The organism is Mycobacterium sp. NGS18 (assembly GCF_059813185.1).
In genome coordinates, this window is the sequence record NZ_JCALEC010000001.1 from 538116 (window position 1) to 555812 (window position 17697).

The following is a 17697-nucleotide window of genomic DNA, read 5'->3' on the forward strand; positions in this document are numbered from 1 at the left end:
GCTAGGGGGATGGCTTTCAGCTTCTCCGAACTCGCGGTCCCACTGCTCGGTGCGCCGATGGCCGGCGGTCCCAGCACACCGGCGCTGGCGGCCGCCGTGTCGCAGGCGGGCGGGCTGGGTTTCGTCGCCGGCGGTTACCGCACCCCACAACAGTTGGCCGACGACATCACCGCGGCACGCAGCGCCACGGCCGGCCCGATCGGGGCCAATCTGTTTGTGCCGCAACCCAGTGATGCCGATATGGTGCTGCTCGACGAGTATGCCGATCTGCTCGAACCACTGGCCGAGCATTACGGCGTCGAACTGGGCCGGCCCCGCTTCGGCGACGACGACTGCTGGCCGGAGAAGCTCGACGTGATCGCCGACCTACGGCCCACGGTGGTGTCGTTCACGTTCGGGACCCCGGCGCCGGAGGACCTGGCGAGGCTGCGGGCGCTGCGCATCATGACTCTGGTCACGGTGACCTCGGCGTACGAGGCCGGTATCGCGGTGGCGCACGGCGCCGACGCGTTGGTGGTGCAGGGCCCTGGCGCCGGCGGGCACCGTGGCAGCTTCGCGCCCGACGTGCGGCCGGGCAGCGAGCCGCTCGAGGATCTGCTGGCCGAGATCGGCCACGCCCACGGTGACGTCCCGCTGGTGGCGGCCGGTGGTCTGGGCACCGCGAGCGATGTGGCCGGGGTGCTGGGACGCGGTGCGGTGGCCGCCCAGGTCGGTACGGCACTGCTGCTGGCGGACGAGGCGGGTACCAACCCGACGCACCGTGCGGCGCTGACCAATCCGGAGTTCATCAACACCACGGTGACGTGTGCGTTCTCGGGCCGCTACGCGCGCGGACTGGAGAACGACTTCACCCGGACCTTCGACAACGTGGCGCCGGTGGGGTATCCGGAGATCAACCACATGACCAAACCGATCCGGGCAGCGGCGGTGGCGATGGATGACCCGCACGGGACCAGCCTGTGGGCTGGGACCGCCTACCGGACGGTCCGCGGGGCGCCTGCCGCCGACATCGTGGCGGCATTGGCGCCGGGCTGATCCGGTCGGGCCCGGTTGCTCCGGCCCATCCATCCCTCCGGCGCGTTCAATGTAGGCAGTACCGGTGGTATCGTTGTACCCTGGCTAATCATCTGTCCAAGGCAAAGACAAAATATGCTTCTTTGTAAACGTGATGGGGGTTGACATGCTCAAGGTCGACGACAGCGCCGCGGGCCCGCATGACGGCTCACTGGACCACGAGCGGATCGTCCTACAGGCCCGTGACGTCGGATTCGACTGGTCGGACCTGCCGGTGCACTACCTGCCCGGGGAACCCTTCGCCACCCATTTCTGCAACGTGCTGCACCTATTGCTGCCCGCCGGCGAGGAGTTCTTCGTCGAGGTGTTCAAGCAGGCGCTGCCGTTGATCAAAGACGACCAACTGCGCCTCGACGTCCAGGGGTTCATCGGGCAGGAGGCTACCCACGCGCAGGCGCACACCGGCGTCGTCGAGGCGCTGGCCGCCCGCGGCATCGACATGTCACCGTTCACCGCCCAGATCAAGTGGCTGTTCGCTCGCCTGCTCGGCGACCGGCCGCACTGGAGTCAGCGCCGCCAGCAGCGCTGGCTGCTGGAACGGGTGGCGCTGGTCGCCGCCGTCGAGCACTACACGGCGATCCTGGGGGAGTGGGTCCTCGAGAGCCCCGCGCTGGATGCGGTCGGCGCCCATCCGGCGATGCTGGACATGCTGCGCTGGCACGGCGCCGAAGAGGTCGAGCACAAGGCCGTCGCCTTCGACGTGATGAAGCACCTGCGGGCCGGATACTTCCGGCAGGTGCGCACCCAGTTGATCGTCACGCCGATGATGCTGTGGCTATGGGTGCGCGGCCTGCGGTTCATGTACAAGGTGGACCCGCAATTGCCGGCCGGAACCAAGCCGCGCTGGCGGGACTGGTTCACGGTCTCGCGGCGTGGGCTGGTTCCCGCTCCGTTCGAATTCATGCCCGCCATCGCCTCCTACTACCGGCCGGGCTTTCACCCGGCCCAACTCGGCGGGGTCGAGAAAGCGGTCAACTATCTGGCCATTTCGCCCGCCGCCCGCGCCACGCACTGACCACCGACAACAGGGGCCACATGAGCACTCTCACCGCATCCGACGGCGTCACGCTGGCGGTGCACGCCTACACCGACCTAGACCCGGGGCGGCCGACGATCCTGGCCGTTCACGGCTACCCGGACAACCACCACGTGTGGGATGCGGTGGCCGAGGAGCTCGTCGAGACGGGCCGCTACAACGTCGTCGCATACGACGTGCGCGGTGCGGGCGCGTCCGCTGCGCCGGCGGACAGGTCGGGCTACCGGCTGCCTCAGCTGGTCGACGACATCGGTGCGGTGATCGAGCACCTGGGTGTCGAACAGGTCCATCTGCTGGCCCACGACTGGGGTTCCATTCAGGGCTGGGCGGCGGTGACCGACCCCGCCGTGGCAGCCAAAATCGGTTCCTACACCTCGATTTCGGGGCCCCATCTGGAGTACGCCGGCCGGTTCCTGCGGTCGCCGCGCAGCCTGCGGGCGTTCGCGGATGTGGTCCGGCAGGTGCTGGAGTCGACCTACATCTGGCTGTTTTTGACCCCGCGGTTGCCCGAAGCGCTGTTCCGGTCCGGATTCGGCGGCAGACTCATCGAGACGCTGGAACGGATCGGCCGCTCCGGCGGCCCGCGACGGGCCACCCACCGTGCCGAGAACGACTACGTCAACGGCCTCAACCTCTACCGGGCGAACATGCCGCGACCGATGATGAAGCCATCCGTGCCGCTGCCCTCCACCGAGGTGGCCGTCCAGGTGCTCGCACCGCGCCTGGACCTGTTCGTCAGCCCCGCCCTGCAGCGGTTCACCGGTGCGATCCCGCCGCGCAACCGGGTGCTCGACATCGACGGTGGGCACTGGGTGGTGACCGACCGCCCCGAGGTGATCGCCCGGCTCACCGGCGAATGGGTGGACCAGCATGTGGCCGGCAGCGCAGACGCTCCCGACACCGACATCCCTGAGATCCGGCAAAGCTGAAATGCCGCAAGACATCTGGCGTTCGCGACCCCCGGACCTCTACGGCCGGCGCAAACATGACCGGTTCTTCAGCCTGCTCTGGGGATCGGTGACGATCTTCAGCGGCATCTCGGGGCTGTCGAGGTGGAAGCCGTCGCGGGTCGCGCCGGTCTCGCGGACCATCGCCGCGGTCGTCACCAAGCGGGAGATGCTGACCCCGGACGTCGTGGCGCTGACGATCGCCGACCCTCACGGCCTGCTGCCGTCCTGGACTCCGGGCGGTCATATCGACGTGCAGCTGCCGTCGGGCCGTCGCCGCCAGTACTCGCTGTGCGGGGTGCCCGGCCGACGCACCGAGTACCGCATCGCGGTGCGGCGGCTCGACGACGGTGGCGGCGGGTCGGTGGAGATGCACGAGTCCTACGCTGTGGGCGACACCTTGGTGTTCGAGGGTCCGCGCAACGCGTTCTATCTCGGCACCGATGAGAGCGACGTGCTATTCGTCATCGGCGGGATCGGGGTAACCCCGATGCTGCCGATGCTGCGCGAGGCCGCGCAGCGCCGAATCAATTGGCGCGCCGTGTATGCCGGCCGCAGCCGGGCCGACATGCCGCTGCTCGACGAGGTGCTGGCGGTGGATTCCGAGCGCGTCACGGTATGGGCCGACGACGAACACGGGCGGTTCGCCGGCACCGACGAACTGCTGGCCGATGCCGGTCCGCAGACCGCGGTGTATGTGTGCGGGCCGACCGCGATGCTCGAAGCGGTGCGCGCCACCCGCAACGAACACGCCGATGCGCCGCTGCACTACGAGCGGTTCAGCCCGCCGCCGGTCGTCGACGGCGTGCCCTTCGAACTCGAGCTGGCCCGCTCGCGGCGAATGCTGCTGATCCCGGCGGACCGTTCGGCGCTGGATGTGATGCTCGACGCCGACCCGACCACCGCCTGCTCATGTCGGCAGGGGTTCTGCGGCACCTGCAAGGTCAAGGTGGTCTCCGGTGATGTCGACCGGCGAGGACGCACCGCGGAGGAGTGCGACGAGATGCTGGTCTGCGTATCCCGGGCCCGCGGCGGCCGGATCGTCATCGACGCCTGAGCGAATTGGCGTTAACTTCCAGGCGGTTTCGGCAAATCACGGCGCGTTCCTCTAGGCATCCCCCTAGACTGCCCGGATGCTCGGAGCCGCTTCACTTCATCGCGCAAGCCTGCCCGCCAAGCTGATCTACGGGGTCGCCAACGCCGTCACCCCGCGCCTGCTGCGGCGGCTGGTGCTGCACGCCGGCAGCGGAACGGTCGCCGGCCGGGTGACCACGGTGGGCCGCCGGATCAACACCGTCGCCAAGCTGCAACGGGTCCGGCCGTTCGTGGGAGTGGGCTTCGTTCGCGGTGCGGGCGCCGACGTCCCGATTGAGGTTGTCCGCGCGGCTGATCGCGGCCGGGCCCTGGGCGAGGCGTTCGCCGACGGCGCCATCCTGTATTTCCACGGCGGCGGCTTCGTCACCGGGGGCCTGGACACTCACCTGCATGTGGTGGCCAAGCTCGCCCGACGCACCGGGCTGCCGGTCGTTCACGTCGACTACCGGCAGTACCCGCAGGTGACGGTGGACGGATCGGTGGACGATTGCATCGGCGCCTACCGGTGGCTGCTCGGCCTCGGCGCCGACCCGGACAAAACGGTTCTCGCCGGGGACTCCGCCGGTGGGTTTTTGGCATTCGCGACCGCGCTGACCGGCCAGCAGCGTGGCCTGCCGGCCCCGGCCGGGGTGATCGGGATCTCGCCGCTGCTGGAGCTCGACGGGGTCGCGCGCACGACGCACAGCAATTTGCGCGCCGACGCGTTCGGGATACCGGCGGTGCTGCCCGACATCATCGATCTGGTGTGCCCCTCGGCGAAGCTGCGCCACGATCTGTCGCCGATCAACGGCCGGCTGGAGACCATGCCGCCGGCCCTGCTGATCGCGGCCGAGTCGGAGATTCTGCGCTGCGATGCCGAACGGCTGCACGCCGTGCTGCAGCGGCTGGGCCGGCCCAGCCGTCTGGAGGTGTGGGCGCGCCAACTGCACGCATTCCCGGCGTTGTTCCCCTTTCTGCCGGACAGTCGGGCGGCGTTCGATCTCATGTGCCGGTTCGTGGCCGAGCGCCTGGCCGCAGCCGATCGGCCCGAGGAGGCCCGCCGGGAGGTGTCCTGACGCTTGCTGCCGTGTTGAGGGCGGCGGCCCGCTGCGCCCGGCTTCGCCGCGCTCGCAGTCCCCGCTAGGGTGGCAGCCATGCGGGTAGCAGTGCTGGGCGCCAAGGGCAAAGTCGGTGCCACGATGGTTGCGGCGGTGCGCGCCGCCGATGATCTGACCCTGTCCGCGGAGGTCGACGCCGGTGACGAGCTGAGCCTGCTGACCGCCGGGGACACCGAGGTCGTGATCGACTTCACCCACCCGGACGTCGTGATGGACAATCTGAAGTTCTTGATCGACAACGGGATTCACGCGGTGGTCGGCACCACCGGATTCACCGCCGAGCGGCTCGACCAGGTCCGCTCCTGGTTGGCCGCCAAACCCGGTGCGTCGGTGCTGATCGCACCCAACTTCGCCATCGGCGCGGTGCTGTCGATGCACTTCGCGGTGCAGGCCGCCAGGTTCTTCGAATCGGTGGAGGTCATCGAGCTGCACCACCCGCAGAAGGCCGATGCGCCGTCGGGCACCGCCAGCCGCACCGCCGCGCTGATCGCCGAGGCCCGAAAAGGCCTGCCGCCCAACCCCGATGCGACCAGCACCGGCCTGCCGGGAGCGCGCGGCGCCGACGTGGACGGCGTTCCGGTGCATTCGGTACGTCTGGCCGGGCTGGTCGCCCACCAGGAGGTGCTGTTCGGCACCCTGGGCGAGACGCTCACCATCCGCCACGACAGCATCGACCGGACGTCGTTCGTTCCGGGGGTGCTGCTGGCGGTGCGGCGCGTCGCCGAATTCCCGGGCCTGACGATCGGCCTCGAACCCCTCCTCGACCTGCAGTAGGCGTGGTCACAGTGTCGGCGGCCGCCCGGATGAAGGCACTCATCGCCTTCATGTGCCTGGCACTGTTGATGTATCTGGTGTTCTTGGGCCGGATCGCGGTGCTGCTGATCACGTCCGGCTCGGCGCCCGCGGTCGGGTTGGGGCTGGCGCTGCTGGTCATGCCGTTCATCGGCCTGTGGGCGATGATCGCCACCCTGCGCGACGGCTTCGCCCATCAGCGGCTGTCCCGGCTGATCGCCGACGACGGTATGGAACTTGACGCCAGCGCGTTGCCGCGACGGCCGTCGGGTCGTATCGAACGCGACGCCGCTGATGCCCTGTTCCACACGGTGCGCGCCGAACTCGACGCCGACCCCGATAACTGGCGGCGCTGGTACCGGCTGGCCCGCGCCTACGAGTACGCCGGGGACCGGCGCCGCGCGCGGGAGACCATGAAGACCGCGGTCCGGCTGCAGGACAGCCGATGAGCAAGACCCTGTTGATCGTTCACCACACGCCGTCGCCGTACTGCCAGGCCATGTTCGAGGCGGTGTTGTCCGGGGCGACCGATCCCGAGATCGAGGGGGTCGAGGTGGTGCGCCGCGCGGCGTTGGCGGTGTCGCCGGCCGACATGCTGTCCGCCGACGGCTACCTGCTGGGCAGCCCGGCCAACCTGGGCTATCTGAGCGGCGCCCTCAAGCACGCCTTCGACGTGTGTTACTACCCGATCCTGGATTCGACCCGCGGCCGGCCCTTCGGGCTGTATCTGCACGGCAACGAAGGCACCGAGGGAGCCGAACGTGCCGTCGACTCCATCACGACCGGCCTGGGGTGGATGAAGGCCGCCGACTACGTCGTGGTGTCCGGTAAGCCCACCAAGGCCGATATCGAGGCGTGCTGGAACCTCGGCGCAACGGTCGCTGCGCAATTGATGGGGTCGGCGTGATCGGACCCGGAAGCCGTTGGGCGATGCGTCCACCGCACTGAGTAGGGTCGCCGCGCTAGGCGTTGCCACGCGGTGGCGGCTGCACCTCGACACCGCCGTACTCGTGTTCCGGCCCGGCATCAGGGTGTTCGGCGGGTAGTCGGTCACGGAATCGGCTGGCCTCGCTGGGGCCGCCGGGGCCGGTTCTCCGCTCGGGGCTGTGGTATGGCCCAGGCTTCGGCCGAGGTTTCCCGCCGGGGAATGCCAACCGGAAGATACTGCGGTGCACCGTAAGCCACTGTTTGGAGAACCGCCCGGAGTTGTAGGGCAACTCATAGCGCTCGCAGATGTCCTTGATCCTGGGCGCGATCTCGGAGTACCTGCTACTGGGCATGTCCGGATACAGATGGTGTTCGACTTGGTAACCCAAGTTGCCGCTGATGACGTGGAACAGCGGACTGCCCTCGATGTTGGCTGCGCCGATCAACTGGCGGACGTACCACCCGCCGCGGGTCTCGTTATCCACTTCCTCTTCGCTGAATGTGTAAGTCTGGTCGGGGAAATGCCCGCAGAAAATGATGGCGTGAGCCCACACATTGCGGATGAGATTAGCCAGTGCGTCGGCGGCCAGGGTGCGCAAATAGGTACTTTCGACACCCGGCAACAGCCGGTCCAGCATATTCGCCGTGACGCCGATCCGGCCCTTGCTCGAGATCTTCCGAAGCCGCCGGCCGACACGCGACTTCGCCGGCTGATCAATTCGGCCACGAAGGGCCAGCTGGGCCAAGGCAAACGCGCCGGCGCTGATCGCCGGCCAGCCGAGATAGTCCTTGACAATCTGCGCGCGCGCCTTACCTCGGATTCCCTTGAGCTCCTGGCGCACCTCCGACCACGGCTTCTCACCGCGCTGTGCGGCGCGGAAGTCGATATCGTGAACGGCCACGCCCCATTCGAACAAAATCGTCAGCAAAAAGTTGAACAGTGGTTGGGCGAGCCAGACCGGATGCCACGGCTGATTCGGGTCAATCCTCATTATCTCGTAGCCGAGATCGCGATCCTTGCCCCGGATGTTGGTGTAGGTGTGATGGATATAGTTATGCGAGTGTTTCCACGCTTTCGCCGTTGAGGCGGTGTCCCAGTCCCACACCGAGGAATGGACGTCGGGGTCGTTCATCCAATCCCATTGGCCGTGCATGATGTTGTGGCCGAGTTCCATGTTCTCCAAGATTTTGGCCATACTCAGACATGCCGTGCCGAGCACCCACGCAGTTCTTGACCGCGATGCCAGCAACAGCACACGTCCGGCCACGACGATCTGGCGCTGCACCGAAATCACCGTCTTGATGTAGTGGCGGTCGCGATCACCGAGTTCAGCGAAAACCTCGTCGTGGATCGCATCGAACTCTTTGGCAAGTTTTTCCAGTTCCTGCTCGCTCAGACGGGCGAGCGGGCTCTCCGCAGTAGTGGTCACTGTGGCTCCCTTCGATCACAGTTCGAGTTCGACGTCACCTTCGGCAGTGTGGATACAGATCCTCACGTCTTGTCCGATCGGCTCGCTGACATCCCCGGAACGCAGGTCGCGCACCTTGCCGGCCTTCAACCTCCCAACACAGGTGTGGCAGATGCCGATTCGGCAGCCGTACGCGAGGTTCAGACCGGCCTGTTCGCCGGCTTCCAGAATGGGCGTGCCTCCATCGCATTCGACAGCAGTCTCGCTTTCGAGGAAGGCAACCTTGCCCCCTTCGCCTGCGCCGGCGTTGCCGCCGATCTTCGGCTGGAACCGCTCATAGTGCAGCCGATCAGGGTCGCCGTTGTCCTCCCAGTGCTGGATCATCGCATCGAGCAATTCGCCCGGACCCGAACAGAACGCTTCGCGTTCGCGCCAGTCCGGACACAACTCGTCCAAGTCGCTCGGCGACAACCGGCCGCGTTCGGCCGTGAGCCGCAGATCCAGCCGCATGTGTTCGTGGCGGCGGTCGAGGTCTTCCAGTACCGGCAGGAACATCACCTGCTCGCGGGTGCGGGCGGAATGAAACACCACCACGTCGTCCAGCTCACCGCGGTGATCCAGGCTGCGCAGCATGCTGATGATCGGCGTGATGCCGCTGCCGGCGCTGATGAACAGCATTTTCGCGGGCAGCGGCTCGGGCAGGGTGAAGACGCCCTCTATTTCGCCGAGCCGTACCAGCTCTCCGGGCTGAATTTTCCGGACCAGGTATGGCGACACCACGCCGCTGTCCACCGCCTTGGGCGTGACGCTGATCAGCCCGTCCTCTGGCTGCGGATCCGAAGTCAGCGAGTATGCGCGCCAGTGGTACCGGCCGTCGATGACCAAACCAAGCCGTACATACTGGCCCGGCTTGTGGCCCGGCCACTCATACCCTGGGCGAATCAGTACGCTGGCCGCTTCGGAGCCCTGCGGCTCGACCCGCTCGACCTTGCCGCGCAACTCTTTGGTCGTCCAGAGCGGGTTAACCATCTCGAGGTAATCGTCAGGGCGCAACGGACTGAACAGATGCCGCACCGCTCGCAAAAACAATCGACGGCCTCGTGGGACGTTGGGTTCGGCACCTCGTTCGGCCATATCCCGACTCCCTCCGGGCTGGCCGTGCGAACCGCCCTTGAACATGGCAGGCCTAAAACCTGCTTGGCGGTAGGTAACCCGGTCTGGGAGGTGTTGAAACCCGATTACGTGTAGAGGGGGCTGCGGCGGTGCGCCGCGTCGCGCGGGCGGTGTCGCCGGCCGACATGCTGTCCGCCGACGGCTACCTGCTGGGCAGCCCGGCCAACCTGGACTCTCTGAGCGGCGCCCTCAGGCACGCCTTCGACGTGTGTTACTGCCCGATCCTGGACTCGGAAGCGCGCTGGGGGCCGGGTTAGCACAGCTAGGGGCCGATGTGGGTCTCCGGTTGATAGAACGAGTGGAACGGATACTGCCGGCCCAGCGGACCCATCTGGTGGCAGTCCTGCTGCGACGGCGGGGATTTCGGCGGCTCGTAGTAATAGATCACGCAGCGCTGCCAGCTACCGTCGGGCTGAAGCGGCCCGTCACACTTCTGGGCGGTGGAGAAGAACAGCAGCGGATTGTCCTGGCACCCGGCCCGGGCCGTCGGCGCCGCGCCGAGCCACCCCGCCATCAGCGCCGCGACCCCCAACACGGCGGTCAGACCACCCGTGACGTAGCGCTTCACGGCCATTCCCTTCCCGTCCCAATGTGTTGCCGAGAGACTATGCCGGATGTCGCCGGGGTTTGGCGGGTTTGCGCCCGCCGTTTCCGCCCAGTTCCCAGAGTGAGGCGATAGGCTGCGATGCCGTGACGCAAGCAAACGACACCCAGGCCACCGCCGACCTGCTCGCGCGCACGCTGGAATCGGTGCGTGCCGCCCATCAGGACCTCTCGGAGCTGGTCAAGCACAAGGACGGAATCCATGCCGTGGCGCACACCGCCAGGGGCACCGCACTCATCCACGACCTGCGCAAAGAACTCGACCAGCTCAACAAGATCCTGCCCTTCAAGAGCTAGTTGCCCGCCTGCTCGTCAGGGTGGGGCTTTGTTGAGTGCGCGTTCGGAGTTGATGCGGTGGGCGCGGTCTTGGATTCGGGTGCGTTTGCGGGTGGGCATCATCAGGCCGCGGCTCGCGGTTGGTGGGGCGGGTGGGGTTGTTGGCGGTGGTGTGCCGGTCGGCATGTGCAGGGTGGGGAAGAGCAGTGTGCTGCCGGGTTGGGTGGTGTAGGTATGGCCGGTGGGGCTGGTCCAGTCCACGGTGCCGTCGGGGTGCTGGGTATCGTGCCAGCCGCCAGGTCCGGTCCAAAACGTCTTGAGCAGGTGGTGTTTTCGGCACAGGCAGCGCAGGTTGGCTGGATGGGTGGGCCCGAGCGGGTAAGCGATGGCGTGGTCGAGGTCGCAGTAGTTGGCGGGCTGGTCGCAGCCGGGGAAGCGGCAGGTGAGGTCGCGGGCCCGAATGAAGGCGGCTAGTGCTGTTGAGGGTCGGTAGTGCGCTTCGGCGGGCAGATCGTCCGGGTGCCGTAGTGGTTGGACGGTGGCGCCGCTGTTGGCGAGTTGGGCCAGCAGCGGTGCGGGGACTGTGCCGCCGCCGATGATGTGCCCGCAGCGTGCTGGCCGGGCGTGGGTTGTGGGGGCCGGGGCGGTGGGCGGTTGGTCGCCGTTGCCGAATCGTGGGTCGGCCGCGGTGTCCAGGGCGGCTTGGTCGGCCAGGACATAGACCGTGACGTTGGCGGCCCGGGCATCGGTGCGGGCGCTGGCCGGGCAGTCGGTGTTGGCGCAGGCGCAGGCGAGGTTGTCGGCTCCGGTGGCCAAGGCGCCGAGGGCATCGGCGCGGCGCTGGGCCAGCGTGCGGGGATCGTCGTCGCAGACGGTGTGGGCCAATTGGGTCAGGCGCCGGTCTAAGGCGGTGGCGTCGGTGGCAAACAGCCGGCCCCACAGGGCGGTGGTGCCGTTTTCGCTGTTGCGGGTGTCGACGACGAGGTCGCGGCCCCGGGCATCGCGCTGCTGGCGCCGGATGGCGTCGGGGTCGTATCGGTCGATCAGGGCGTCGATGGCCGCCGCGGTCTTGGCCGCCGAGAGCGGCCCCAGGTCGGTGGCGATCTCGGCGAGGTCGGTGTCGACGGCGTCCAACAGGTAGGGGTTGGTGATCAAGGTGGTGCGCCAGACGATCGTGGCGACCAGTCGGGTGTTGATCGCCCCGTCGAGAAACAGCGCGGCGACCTTGGGCAGCCGCTCCCGCAGGGCGGTGGCCAGATACATCTGCGAGGACGCCATGCCGTGGCTGATCTGCTCGGCAGCACCGACCTCGGCGGCTGCGGCATCCCAGTAATCGCAGGACCAGCGCGACCGGTTCACCGCATCGCGCCCGCGGGTGCGCCGCGCGACCAACTCACCGATCGCCGCCAACCGGCGCGCCGAGGCCGCCGCCTCCACCTGAGACCACCCGGCAATGGCCGCCACCAGCAGGGTGTCGTCGGCACCCTCCAACGACTCCGGCCCCGGCAACCCATTATCGAACATGTGTTCGATTGTACGCGGTTCCACTGACTCGCGCTTTTGGCATGGTCGCGAGTTGTGGAGAACTGGCGGCGTCGGCTGGGAGGGTGGTTGTCAAGAGCGCGGGCCCGGCCGCTGCAGCTGGGCGTCACCCCATACCGTCTAGGCTTCGCGGCATGGATCAGCAGGTGCATTTCGTCACTGTCGCTGCAACCGACCTGAATGCCACCCGACGGTTCTACGCTGCCCTGGGTTGGAGCCCGCTGCTGGACGTCGAGGGCGAGATCATCTTCTACCAGAGCGCGCCGGGGCAGCTGCTGGGCTTTTTCGACGCCGACAAGTTCAACGAAGATCTGGCACTGCCCGGCGACCATTCCCGGGTCTCCGGGGTCACCCTGGCGCACAACGTCAGCAGCCCGCAGGACGTGACCGCGCTGACCGAGGCCATGGCCGCCGCGGGCGGCACCGTCCTCAAGGCGCCGCAACCGGGCCAGTTCGGCGGCGTGTTCCACGGGCAAGTCCAAGACCCCAACGGACTGATCTGGGAGATCGCCCACAACCCGAACTGGCGAATCGAGCCCGACGGCACGGTAAAACTCGGCTGACGTCGTAGGGTTGCGCGGGTAGGTAGCGCGAAAGGAACGGCACAACGATGCCCACTCTGCTGAGCATGGCGCTGGGCGCGGCGCCGATCTTCGGTGGAGCGCTGCTGACCGCGGCGGCCGGGCAGCTCAAGGGCCCGGATCTGCGCGGGCTGATCAAACAGGATCTCGACCTGCTCGACCGGATCCCGGCGGAGCAGACCACGCGGCGCACCGAGCTGCAACGCACCATCGACGAGCGGATCGACGACCTGGTCGCCGCGTCCGATAGGAGCCGGGCCCTGCGCGCCGCGGCGCTGTCCTATCAGGGCAACTGGCGCGACGTGGTGCTGTTCGTGTGCTCGGTGCTGTTCACCTACGTCTGGTGGCACATCAACCATGAGCGCGGCAACTGGCTGCCCATGTTCGTGGTGCTGCTCGTCGCATGCGTCACGTCCGCGGTCTACGCGTTGCGCGGGACGCTGCGCAGCCTGGCGCACCGCCGTCGGAGCCGGCGATGACGGGCCGCTCATGACGAACGTCATTGAGATTTCGCGGCGGCACAACCCTTTTCCGGCGACCGGGGTGATCCGCGATCGCAACGGCGTCTCACACTACGAGCGGCTGCCGGCCACCCTGATCGATCTGCTGACCGAGCAGGCTGAGCGCCGGCCCGACAGCGAGGCCGTGGCGGAGCTCGGTGTCGGGTCGCTGACCTATCGGCAGCTGTGGCAGCAGGCGGCGCGGGTGGCCGGCGGGCTGCGCGCTGAGGGCCTTGGGCGCGGTGACCGGGTCGGCGTGCGCTATCCCGCTGGGCTGCACTGGGTGCTGGCGTTCTGGGGAACCGTGATGGCCGGTGGCATACCGGTGGCCGTCAACACCCGCTCGGCCGCACCGGAAGTCGACTTCGTGCTCGCCGACGCCGGGGCGCAAGTGGACCTGGCGCCCGGCACCAAGCTGCCCGACGGGCAACCGTATGTGGCCGACGGGCTCGAACCCACCGACACCGCGGCGCTGTTCTACACCTCCGGCACCACCGGGCGGCCCAAAGGGGTGCCCACCACCCATGAGGCGTTCTTGACCAACGCCGAGAACATGATGCGCTCCATGGGCCAGTCCCGCGAACTCGGCGAGGAGCTGCGCACCTTGATCTCGGTGCCGCTGTTTCACGTGACCGGATGCAACTCCCAGCTGTTGGCCGCCGCCTACGCCGGGGGTGCGGCGGTGATCATGCCGGCGCTAAGCCTTCCCGAGTTGATCACGGCGCTTCCGGCGCAACGCATTTCGTCGATGGTGACCGTGCCTGCGGTCTACGCACTGTTGCTGCGGCATCCGGAGTTCGCCCGCGTCGACGTGACCGGGGTGCGCTGGGTCGGCTACGGTGGCGCCCCGACAGCGCCGGCGCTGGTGCGCTCGCTACGCGAGGCGTTCGGTGCGGCAACAGTGTTCAACGGATACGGCATGACCGAGACGGCGTCGCTGATGACGGTGCTGCCGGACTCCGACGCGGTCGCCCACGCGGACTCGGTCGGCTACGCGGTGCCGTCGGGAGACATCGGTGTCGTTCCGCTCGATGACGATCGCACCACCGGCGAGCTGGTGGTGCGCGGCGCGAATGTGATGAGCGGGTATTGGAATCGGCCCGACGCCACCGCAGCGGCCATCATCGACGGATGGCTGCACACTGGTGATGTGGTCCGCGTTGACGACGCCGGCCGGGTGCACATCATCGACCGGCTCAAAGACATCATCATCCGCGGCGGCGAGAACGTCTCGAGCGTCGAGGTGGAAGCCGCGCTGCTGTCGGCACCCGGCGTCGCCGACGCCTGCGTGCTGGCGGTGCCCGACGACGTGATGGGCGAGAAAGTCGGCGCCGTCCTGCTCGGAGACGACATCGACGTCGCCGCGGTGCTCGACTACTGCCGCGGTCAATTGGCGGACTTCAAGGTGCCGCAATACATCACGGTGGTGGCAGAGGAACTGCCGCGCACCGCCAGCGGCAAACTACTCAAGGGGCAGCTGCGTGCGCAGGTGCAGTGGGGCGACCCGCTGCGGTGACGACCCCGGTCCCGGCGCCCAAGACGGTGCTGATCGCCAACCGCGGAGAGATCGCGCTGCGGATCATTCGCACCGCAACCGAATCGGGCTATCGCACGGTGGCCGTCTACGCCGAGGACGACGCCGGCAGCCCACACGTACACGCCGCCGATGACGCGATCGCGCTGCCCGGCGCAGGCCCTTCGTCCTACCTTGACCAGGCCGCCATCCTGGCCGCCGCCGAGAAGTCTGACGCTGAGCTGATCCATCCCGGCTACGGATTCCTCTCGGAGACTGCGGCATTCGCTCGAACCGTTGCGGCGGCGGGAAGCACCTTCGTCGGCCCCGCCCCGGAACTGCTCGAAATCTTCGGCGACAAGTCCGCCGCGCGCCGCGCCGCGATCAGCGCCGGGCTGCCGGTGCCGGCGGCCACCGACGGTGCCGCCGGCGCCGAGCAGATCCGGGAGTTCTTCGGCGCCCATCCCGGCGGAATCATGGTGAAAGCCTTAGCCGGAGGCGGCGGCCGGGGGATACGCACGGTCCGTGCTGCCGACCAACTCGAGGACGCCTATCGGTGGTGCGCCGCCGAGGCGCGAGCCGGGTTCGGTGCGCCGGCAGTGTTCGCCGAAGAACTCATCGAGGGCGCACGCCACATCGAGGTGCAGATCGTCGCCGACGGCGTGCGGGCATTGGCGGTGGGTGATCGCGACTGCAGCATCCAGCGCCGCTATCAGAAGCTGATCGAGATCGCACCCGCTCCGGGGATCTCCGCCGAATTGCGTACCGAGCTACACCGGGCAGCCGCGCGACTGTGCTCAACAGTCGGGTACCGGGGGCTGGCGACCGTGGAATTCCTGGTTGCCGGAGACGATTTCGTCTTCCTCGAAGTCAACCCGCGCATCCAAGTGGAGCACCCAGTCACCGAGGCCGTCACGGGGCTGGACCTGGTGGCGGTCCAATTCCGGATCGCCGAGGGCGCGACGCTCGACGACTTGGAGCTGCCGACCGGCGCGCACGGGATCGCGATCGAATGCCGAGTCAACGCCGAAACGGTCGCCGCCGACGGCACGGTGCAACCCTGCGCCGGCACCGTGACGGCGTTCACCCCGCCGAGCGGGCCCGGGATCCGGGTCGACACCTACGCCCGGCCGGGCCTGACCATCGGCCCGCGCTATGACTCGCTGCTGGCCAAGGTGATCACCCACGTGCATGGCGACTCGTTCGCAGCGGCATTGCGCAAGGCGCGTACCGCGCTCGCGGAGCTGGCCATCGTCGGCGTCGGCACCAATGTCGGGTTGCTGGACGCGGTGCTGGCCGACGAGGCGCTGCGGGACGGCGTCGTGACGACCGGTTGGCTGGACCGCCGACTGCCCGCGCTGGTCGCGGACTTGGCGCCGAGACGCGACGAGCGTCGGCCGCACACAACGGTTCTCGACGCGGGCGAACAGGTGCTGTACGCGCCGATGGCCGGCACCGTTGTCGAGCTGGCGCCCGACGTCGTGCTGGAGGCGATGAAGATGCAGCACGTGCTTGCTGCTCCCGGCGCGACGGTGCGCACCCTGGTCACCGTCGGGCAGGTTGTCGGCGCCGGAGACCCATTGCTGGTGTTCGTTTCGGCAGGCGACGACGACACTAAAGGCCCCGGTACCGGCCCGGAGCTGGATTCCCCTCGCGCCGATCTCGACGAGGTCATCGAGCGGCACCGGCTCACCCGCGACGAAGGTCGCCTGGAGGCCGTCGCCAAACGGCACCGGCAGGGCCGCCGCACCGCGCGGGAGAACATCGCCGATCTGGTCGATCCCGGCAGCTTCGTCGAATACGGGGCGCTGGCGGTGGCGGCGCAGCGCAGCCGGCGCTCGGAGGAGGACCTGATCACCAACACGCCCGCCGACGGACTGGTCGCCGGGTTGGCGACGATCGGCGCGGCGCCGGTGGCGGTGGCCTCGTACGACTACACCGTGCTGGCCGGTACCCAGGGAATGCGCAACCACGCCAAGACCGACCGGCTCTTCGAAGTGGCTGCCCGCCGGGGACTTCCGCTGGTGCTGTTCGCCGAGGGCGGCGGCGGGCGTCCCGGGGACACCGATGTCGCGGGCATGGCCGGGCTGGACCTCATGACGTTTCGCGCGCTGGCGGCGCTGAACGGCCGCGTGCCCCTGGTGGCGGTCGTCTCCGGCCGCTGTTTTGCCGGCAACGCGGCGTTGGCCGGGGTGTGCGACGTGATCATCGCGACTCCGGATGCCAACATCGGCATGGGCGGCCCGGCGATGATCGAAGGCGGTGGGCTGGGCGTGTACCGGCCCGAGCAGATCGGGCCGATCGAGGTGCAGCGCCGCAACGGGGTGGTTGCGCTGGCGGCACGCGATGAGCCGGACGCGGTGGCGCTGGCGAAACGCTACCTGTCCTACTTCGGTAAGGCGGTGACCGACTGGGCCGAACCGGATCCGAGGCTGGCCCGGCATGTGGTGCCGCAGAACCGGTTACGCGCCTACGACGTGCGCCGAGCGATCGAGGCGATCGTCGACGCCGATTCGGTGCTGGAACTGCGACCGGATTACGGGGTCGGGATCGTGACGGCGCTGGTGCGGGTGCACGGCATCGCCTACGGGCTGGTGGCCAACAACAGCCACCACCTCGGCGGCGCGATCGACGCGGAGGCCGCCGACAAAACCGCCGATTTCTTTGCGCTCTGCGAATCGTTCCGGTTGCCGGTGGTGACGTTGTGCGACACGCCCGGATTCATGGTCGGCCCGGATGCCGAACGGGAGGCCACCGTGCGCCGGTTCAGCCGGATGTTCATCGCCGGAGCGCGTCTGACGGTGCCGATGGGAATGATCGTGCTGCGCAAGGGCTATGGCTTGGGTGCGATGGCGATGGCGGGCGGTTCGTTTCACGCCCCGCAGTTCACCGTCGCCTGGCCGACCGGCGAGATCGGCGGGATGGGACTGGAAGGTGCGGTGCGGCTGGGGTTCCGTAAGGAACTCGCCGACGTCACCGATGCCGATCAGCGCCAGCAGCTCTTCGACCAGCTGGTGGAGGAGGCCTACCGGCGGGGGCGGGCACTGAGCGCGGCGATGACCTTCGAACTCGACGATGTGATCGACCCGGCGCAATCCCGGGCATGGATTGCGAGGCTGTCCGACGGCTGAA

17 protein-coding genes and 1 pseudogene are annotated in these 17697 nt (G+C 68.2%); 14 read left to right on the forward strand and 4 right to left on the reverse strand.

Features of this window, described 5'->3' with window-relative positions; all coding sequences use genetic code 11:
* Positions 1-9: 9 nt before the first annotated feature.
* The 8 genes from AC5Y31_RS02640 to AC5Y31_RS02675 all read left to right on the forward strand — a co-directional run bounded on the left by AC5Y31_RS02640 (position 10) and on the right by AC5Y31_RS02675 (position 6948).
* Entirely contained in the window at positions 10-1035 is a 1026-nt protein-coding gene (locus AC5Y31_RS02640; protein WP_499977789.1) for a nitronate monooxygenase, read from the forward strand.
* Between the two features lie 145 nt (positions 1036-1180).
* Positions 1181-2089: a metal-dependent hydrolase gene (locus AC5Y31_RS02645; RefSeq protein ID WP_499978115.1), complete on the forward strand. Its 909-nt coding sequence runs from the start codon at positions 1181-1183 to the stop codon at positions 2087-2089.
* A gap of 20 nt (positions 2090-2109) precedes the next feature.
* Entirely contained in the window at positions 2110-3039 is a 930-nt protein-coding gene (locus AC5Y31_RS02650; RefSeq protein ID WP_499977791.1) for an alpha/beta fold hydrolase, read from the forward strand.
* Between the two features lies 1 nt (position 3040).
* Positions 3041-4114, forward strand: coding sequence for a PDR/VanB family oxidoreductase (locus tag AC5Y31_RS02655; RefSeq protein ID WP_499977795.1), 1074 nt, complete (start codon positions 3041-3043; stop codon positions 4112-4114).
* Positions 4115-4190: 76 nt separating this feature from the next.
* Positions 4191-5207 carry an alpha/beta hydrolase gene (locus AC5Y31_RS02660; RefSeq protein WP_499977799.1) on the forward strand — a complete coding sequence of 339 codons (1017 nt, stop codon included), beginning with the start codon at positions 4191-4193 and terminating at the stop codon, positions 5205-5207.
* 78 nt (positions 5208-5285) lie between these two features.
* Positions 5286-6023: a 4-hydroxy-tetrahydrodipicolinate reductase gene (gene dapB, locus AC5Y31_RS02665; protein WP_065026399.1), complete on the forward strand. Its 738-nt coding sequence runs from the start codon at positions 5286-5288 to the stop codon at positions 6021-6023.
* Positions 6024-6052: 29 nt separating this feature from the next.
* On the forward strand, positions 6053-6490 hold the full coding sequence (locus AC5Y31_RS02670) for a tetratricopeptide repeat protein (RefSeq protein WP_428844366.1): 438 nt from the start codon (positions 6053-6055) through the stop codon (positions 6488-6490).
* Complete coding sequence (locus tag AC5Y31_RS02675) at positions 6487-6948, forward strand: NAD(P)H-dependent oxidoreductase (RefSeq protein ID WP_301635025.1); 462 nt, start codon at positions 6487-6489, stop codon at positions 6946-6948. Before AC5Y31_RS02670 ends, AC5Y31_RS02675 begins: the two co-directional genes overlap by 4 nt.
* 55 nt (positions 6949-7003) lie before the next feature.
* Here AC5Y31_RS02675 and AC5Y31_RS02680 read toward each other — a convergent pair whose 3' ends face one another.
* Together AC5Y31_RS02680 and AC5Y31_RS02685 are read right to left on the reverse strand one after the other, a co-directional pair.
* A complete protein-coding gene (locus AC5Y31_RS02680) occupies positions 7004-8398 on the reverse strand; it encodes a fatty acid desaturase family protein (protein ID WP_499977802.1) in 1395 nt (464 codons plus the stop codon).
* Positions 8399-8413: 15 nt separating this feature from the next.
* Positions 8414-9511, reverse strand: coding sequence for a ferredoxin reductase (locus tag AC5Y31_RS02685; protein WP_499977805.1), 1098 nt, complete (start codon positions 9509-9511; stop codon positions 8414-8416).
* 110 nt (positions 9512-9621) lie between these two features.
* Between AC5Y31_RS02685 and AC5Y31_RS02690 the strand changes: the two are divergent.
* Positions 9622-9783: pseudogene (locus tag AC5Y31_RS02690) on the forward strand (flavodoxin family protein); the annotation flags it as partial.
* Positions 9784-9812: 29 nt separating this feature from the next.
* Here the strand turns inward: AC5Y31_RS02690 and AC5Y31_RS02695 are convergent.
* A complete protein-coding gene (locus AC5Y31_RS02695) occupies positions 9813-10118 on the reverse strand; it encodes a CDGP domain-containing protein (protein WP_499977807.1) in 306 nt (101 codons plus the stop codon).
* A 122-nt stretch (positions 10119-10240) separates the two neighbouring features.
* Here AC5Y31_RS02695 and AC5Y31_RS02700 point away from each other — a divergent pair, with 122 nt between their 5' ends.
* Entirely contained in the window at positions 10241-10450 is a 210-nt protein-coding gene (locus AC5Y31_RS02700) for a hypothetical protein (protein ID WP_065026403.1), read from the forward strand.
* A gap of 15 nt (positions 10451-10465) precedes the next feature.
* On the opposite strand, the gene AC5Y31_RS02705 is transcribed toward AC5Y31_RS02700, so the two are convergent.
* A complete protein-coding gene (locus tag AC5Y31_RS02705) occupies positions 10466-11953 on the reverse strand; it encodes an HNH endonuclease signature motif containing protein (RefSeq protein WP_499977809.1) in 1488 nt (495 codons plus the stop codon).
* A gap of 152 nt (positions 11954-12105) precedes the next feature.
* Here AC5Y31_RS02705 and AC5Y31_RS02710 point away from each other — a divergent pair, with 152 nt between their 5' ends.
* The 4 genes from AC5Y31_RS02710 to AC5Y31_RS02725 are packed head-to-tail and all read left to right on the forward strand — an operon-like array spanning position 12106 to position 17696.
* Positions 12106-12534, forward strand: a complete 429-nt coding sequence (locus tag AC5Y31_RS02710; protein WP_499977811.1) for a VOC family protein — start codon at positions 12106-12108, stop codon at positions 12532-12534.
* 47 nt (positions 12535-12581) lie between these two features.
* Positions 12582-13031, forward strand: a complete 450-nt coding sequence (locus AC5Y31_RS02715) for a hypothetical protein (RefSeq protein WP_065022925.1) — start codon at positions 12582-12584, stop codon at positions 13029-13031.
* Positions 13032-13041: 10 nt separating this feature from the next.
* Complete coding sequence (locus AC5Y31_RS02720) at positions 13042-14568, forward strand: class I adenylate-forming enzyme family protein (protein WP_499977813.1); 1527 nt, start codon at positions 13042-13044, stop codon at positions 14566-14568.
* Positions 14565-17696 carry an acetyl-CoA carboxylase family protein gene (locus AC5Y31_RS02725; protein WP_499977816.1) on the forward strand — a complete coding sequence of 1044 codons (3132 nt, stop codon included), beginning with the start codon at positions 14565-14567 and terminating at the stop codon, positions 17694-17696. Before AC5Y31_RS02720 ends, AC5Y31_RS02725 begins: the two co-directional genes overlap by 4 nt.
* Position 17697: the final 1 nt, after the last annotated feature.

Excerpts from the sequence above, each read along its gene's own strand:
- AC5Y31_RS02650 (WP_499977791.1), top strand. The coding sequence starts at position 2,110 with ATGAGCACTCTCACCGCATCCGACGGCGTCACGCTGGCGGTGCACGCC.
- AC5Y31_RS02675 (WP_301635025.1), top strand. The coding sequence starts at position 6,487 with ATGAGCAAGACCCTGTTGATCGTTCACCACACGCCGTCGCCGTACTGC.
- AC5Y31_RS02670 (WP_428844366.1), top strand. The coding sequence starts at position 6,053 with ATGAAGGCACTCATCGCCTTCATGTGCCTGGCACTGTTGATGTATCTG.
- AC5Y31_RS02660 (WP_499977799.1), top strand. The coding sequence starts at position 4,191 with ATGCTCGGAGCCGCTTCACTTCATCGCGCAAGCCTGCCCGCCAAGCTG.
- AC5Y31_RS02710 (WP_499977811.1), top strand. The coding sequence starts at position 12,106 with ATGGATCAGCAGGTGCATTTCGTCACTGTCGCTGCAACCGACCTGAAT.
- AC5Y31_RS02705 (WP_499977809.1), bottom strand. The coding sequence starts at position 11,953 with ATGTTCGATAATGGGTTGCCGGGGCCGGAGTCGTTGGAGGGTGCCGAC.
- AC5Y31_RS02640 (WP_499977789.1), top strand. The coding sequence starts at position 10 with ATGGCTTTCAGCTTCTCCGAACTCGCGGTCCCACTGCTCGGTGCGCCG.
- AC5Y31_RS02720 (WP_499977813.1), top strand. The coding sequence starts at position 13,042 with ATGACGAACGTCATTGAGATTTCGCGGCGGCACAACCCTTTTCCGGCG.
- AC5Y31_RS02655 (WP_499977795.1), top strand. The coding sequence starts at position 3,041 with ATGCCGCAAGACATCTGGCGTTCGCGACCCCCGGACCTCTACGGCCGG.
- AC5Y31_RS02645 (WP_499978115.1), top strand. The coding sequence starts at position 1,181 with ATGCTCAAGGTCGACGACAGCGCCGCGGGCCCGCATGACGGCTCACTG.
- AC5Y31_RS02715 (WP_065022925.1), top strand. The coding sequence starts at position 12,582 with ATGCCCACTCTGCTGAGCATGGCGCTGGGCGCGGCGCCGATCTTCGGT.
- AC5Y31_RS02685 (WP_499977805.1), bottom strand. The coding sequence starts at position 9,511 with ATGGCCGAACGAGGTGCCGAACCCAACGTCCCACGAGGCCGTCGATTG.
- dapB (WP_065026399.1), top strand. The coding sequence starts at position 5,286 with ATGCGGGTAGCAGTGCTGGGCGCCAAGGGCAAAGTCGGTGCCACGATG.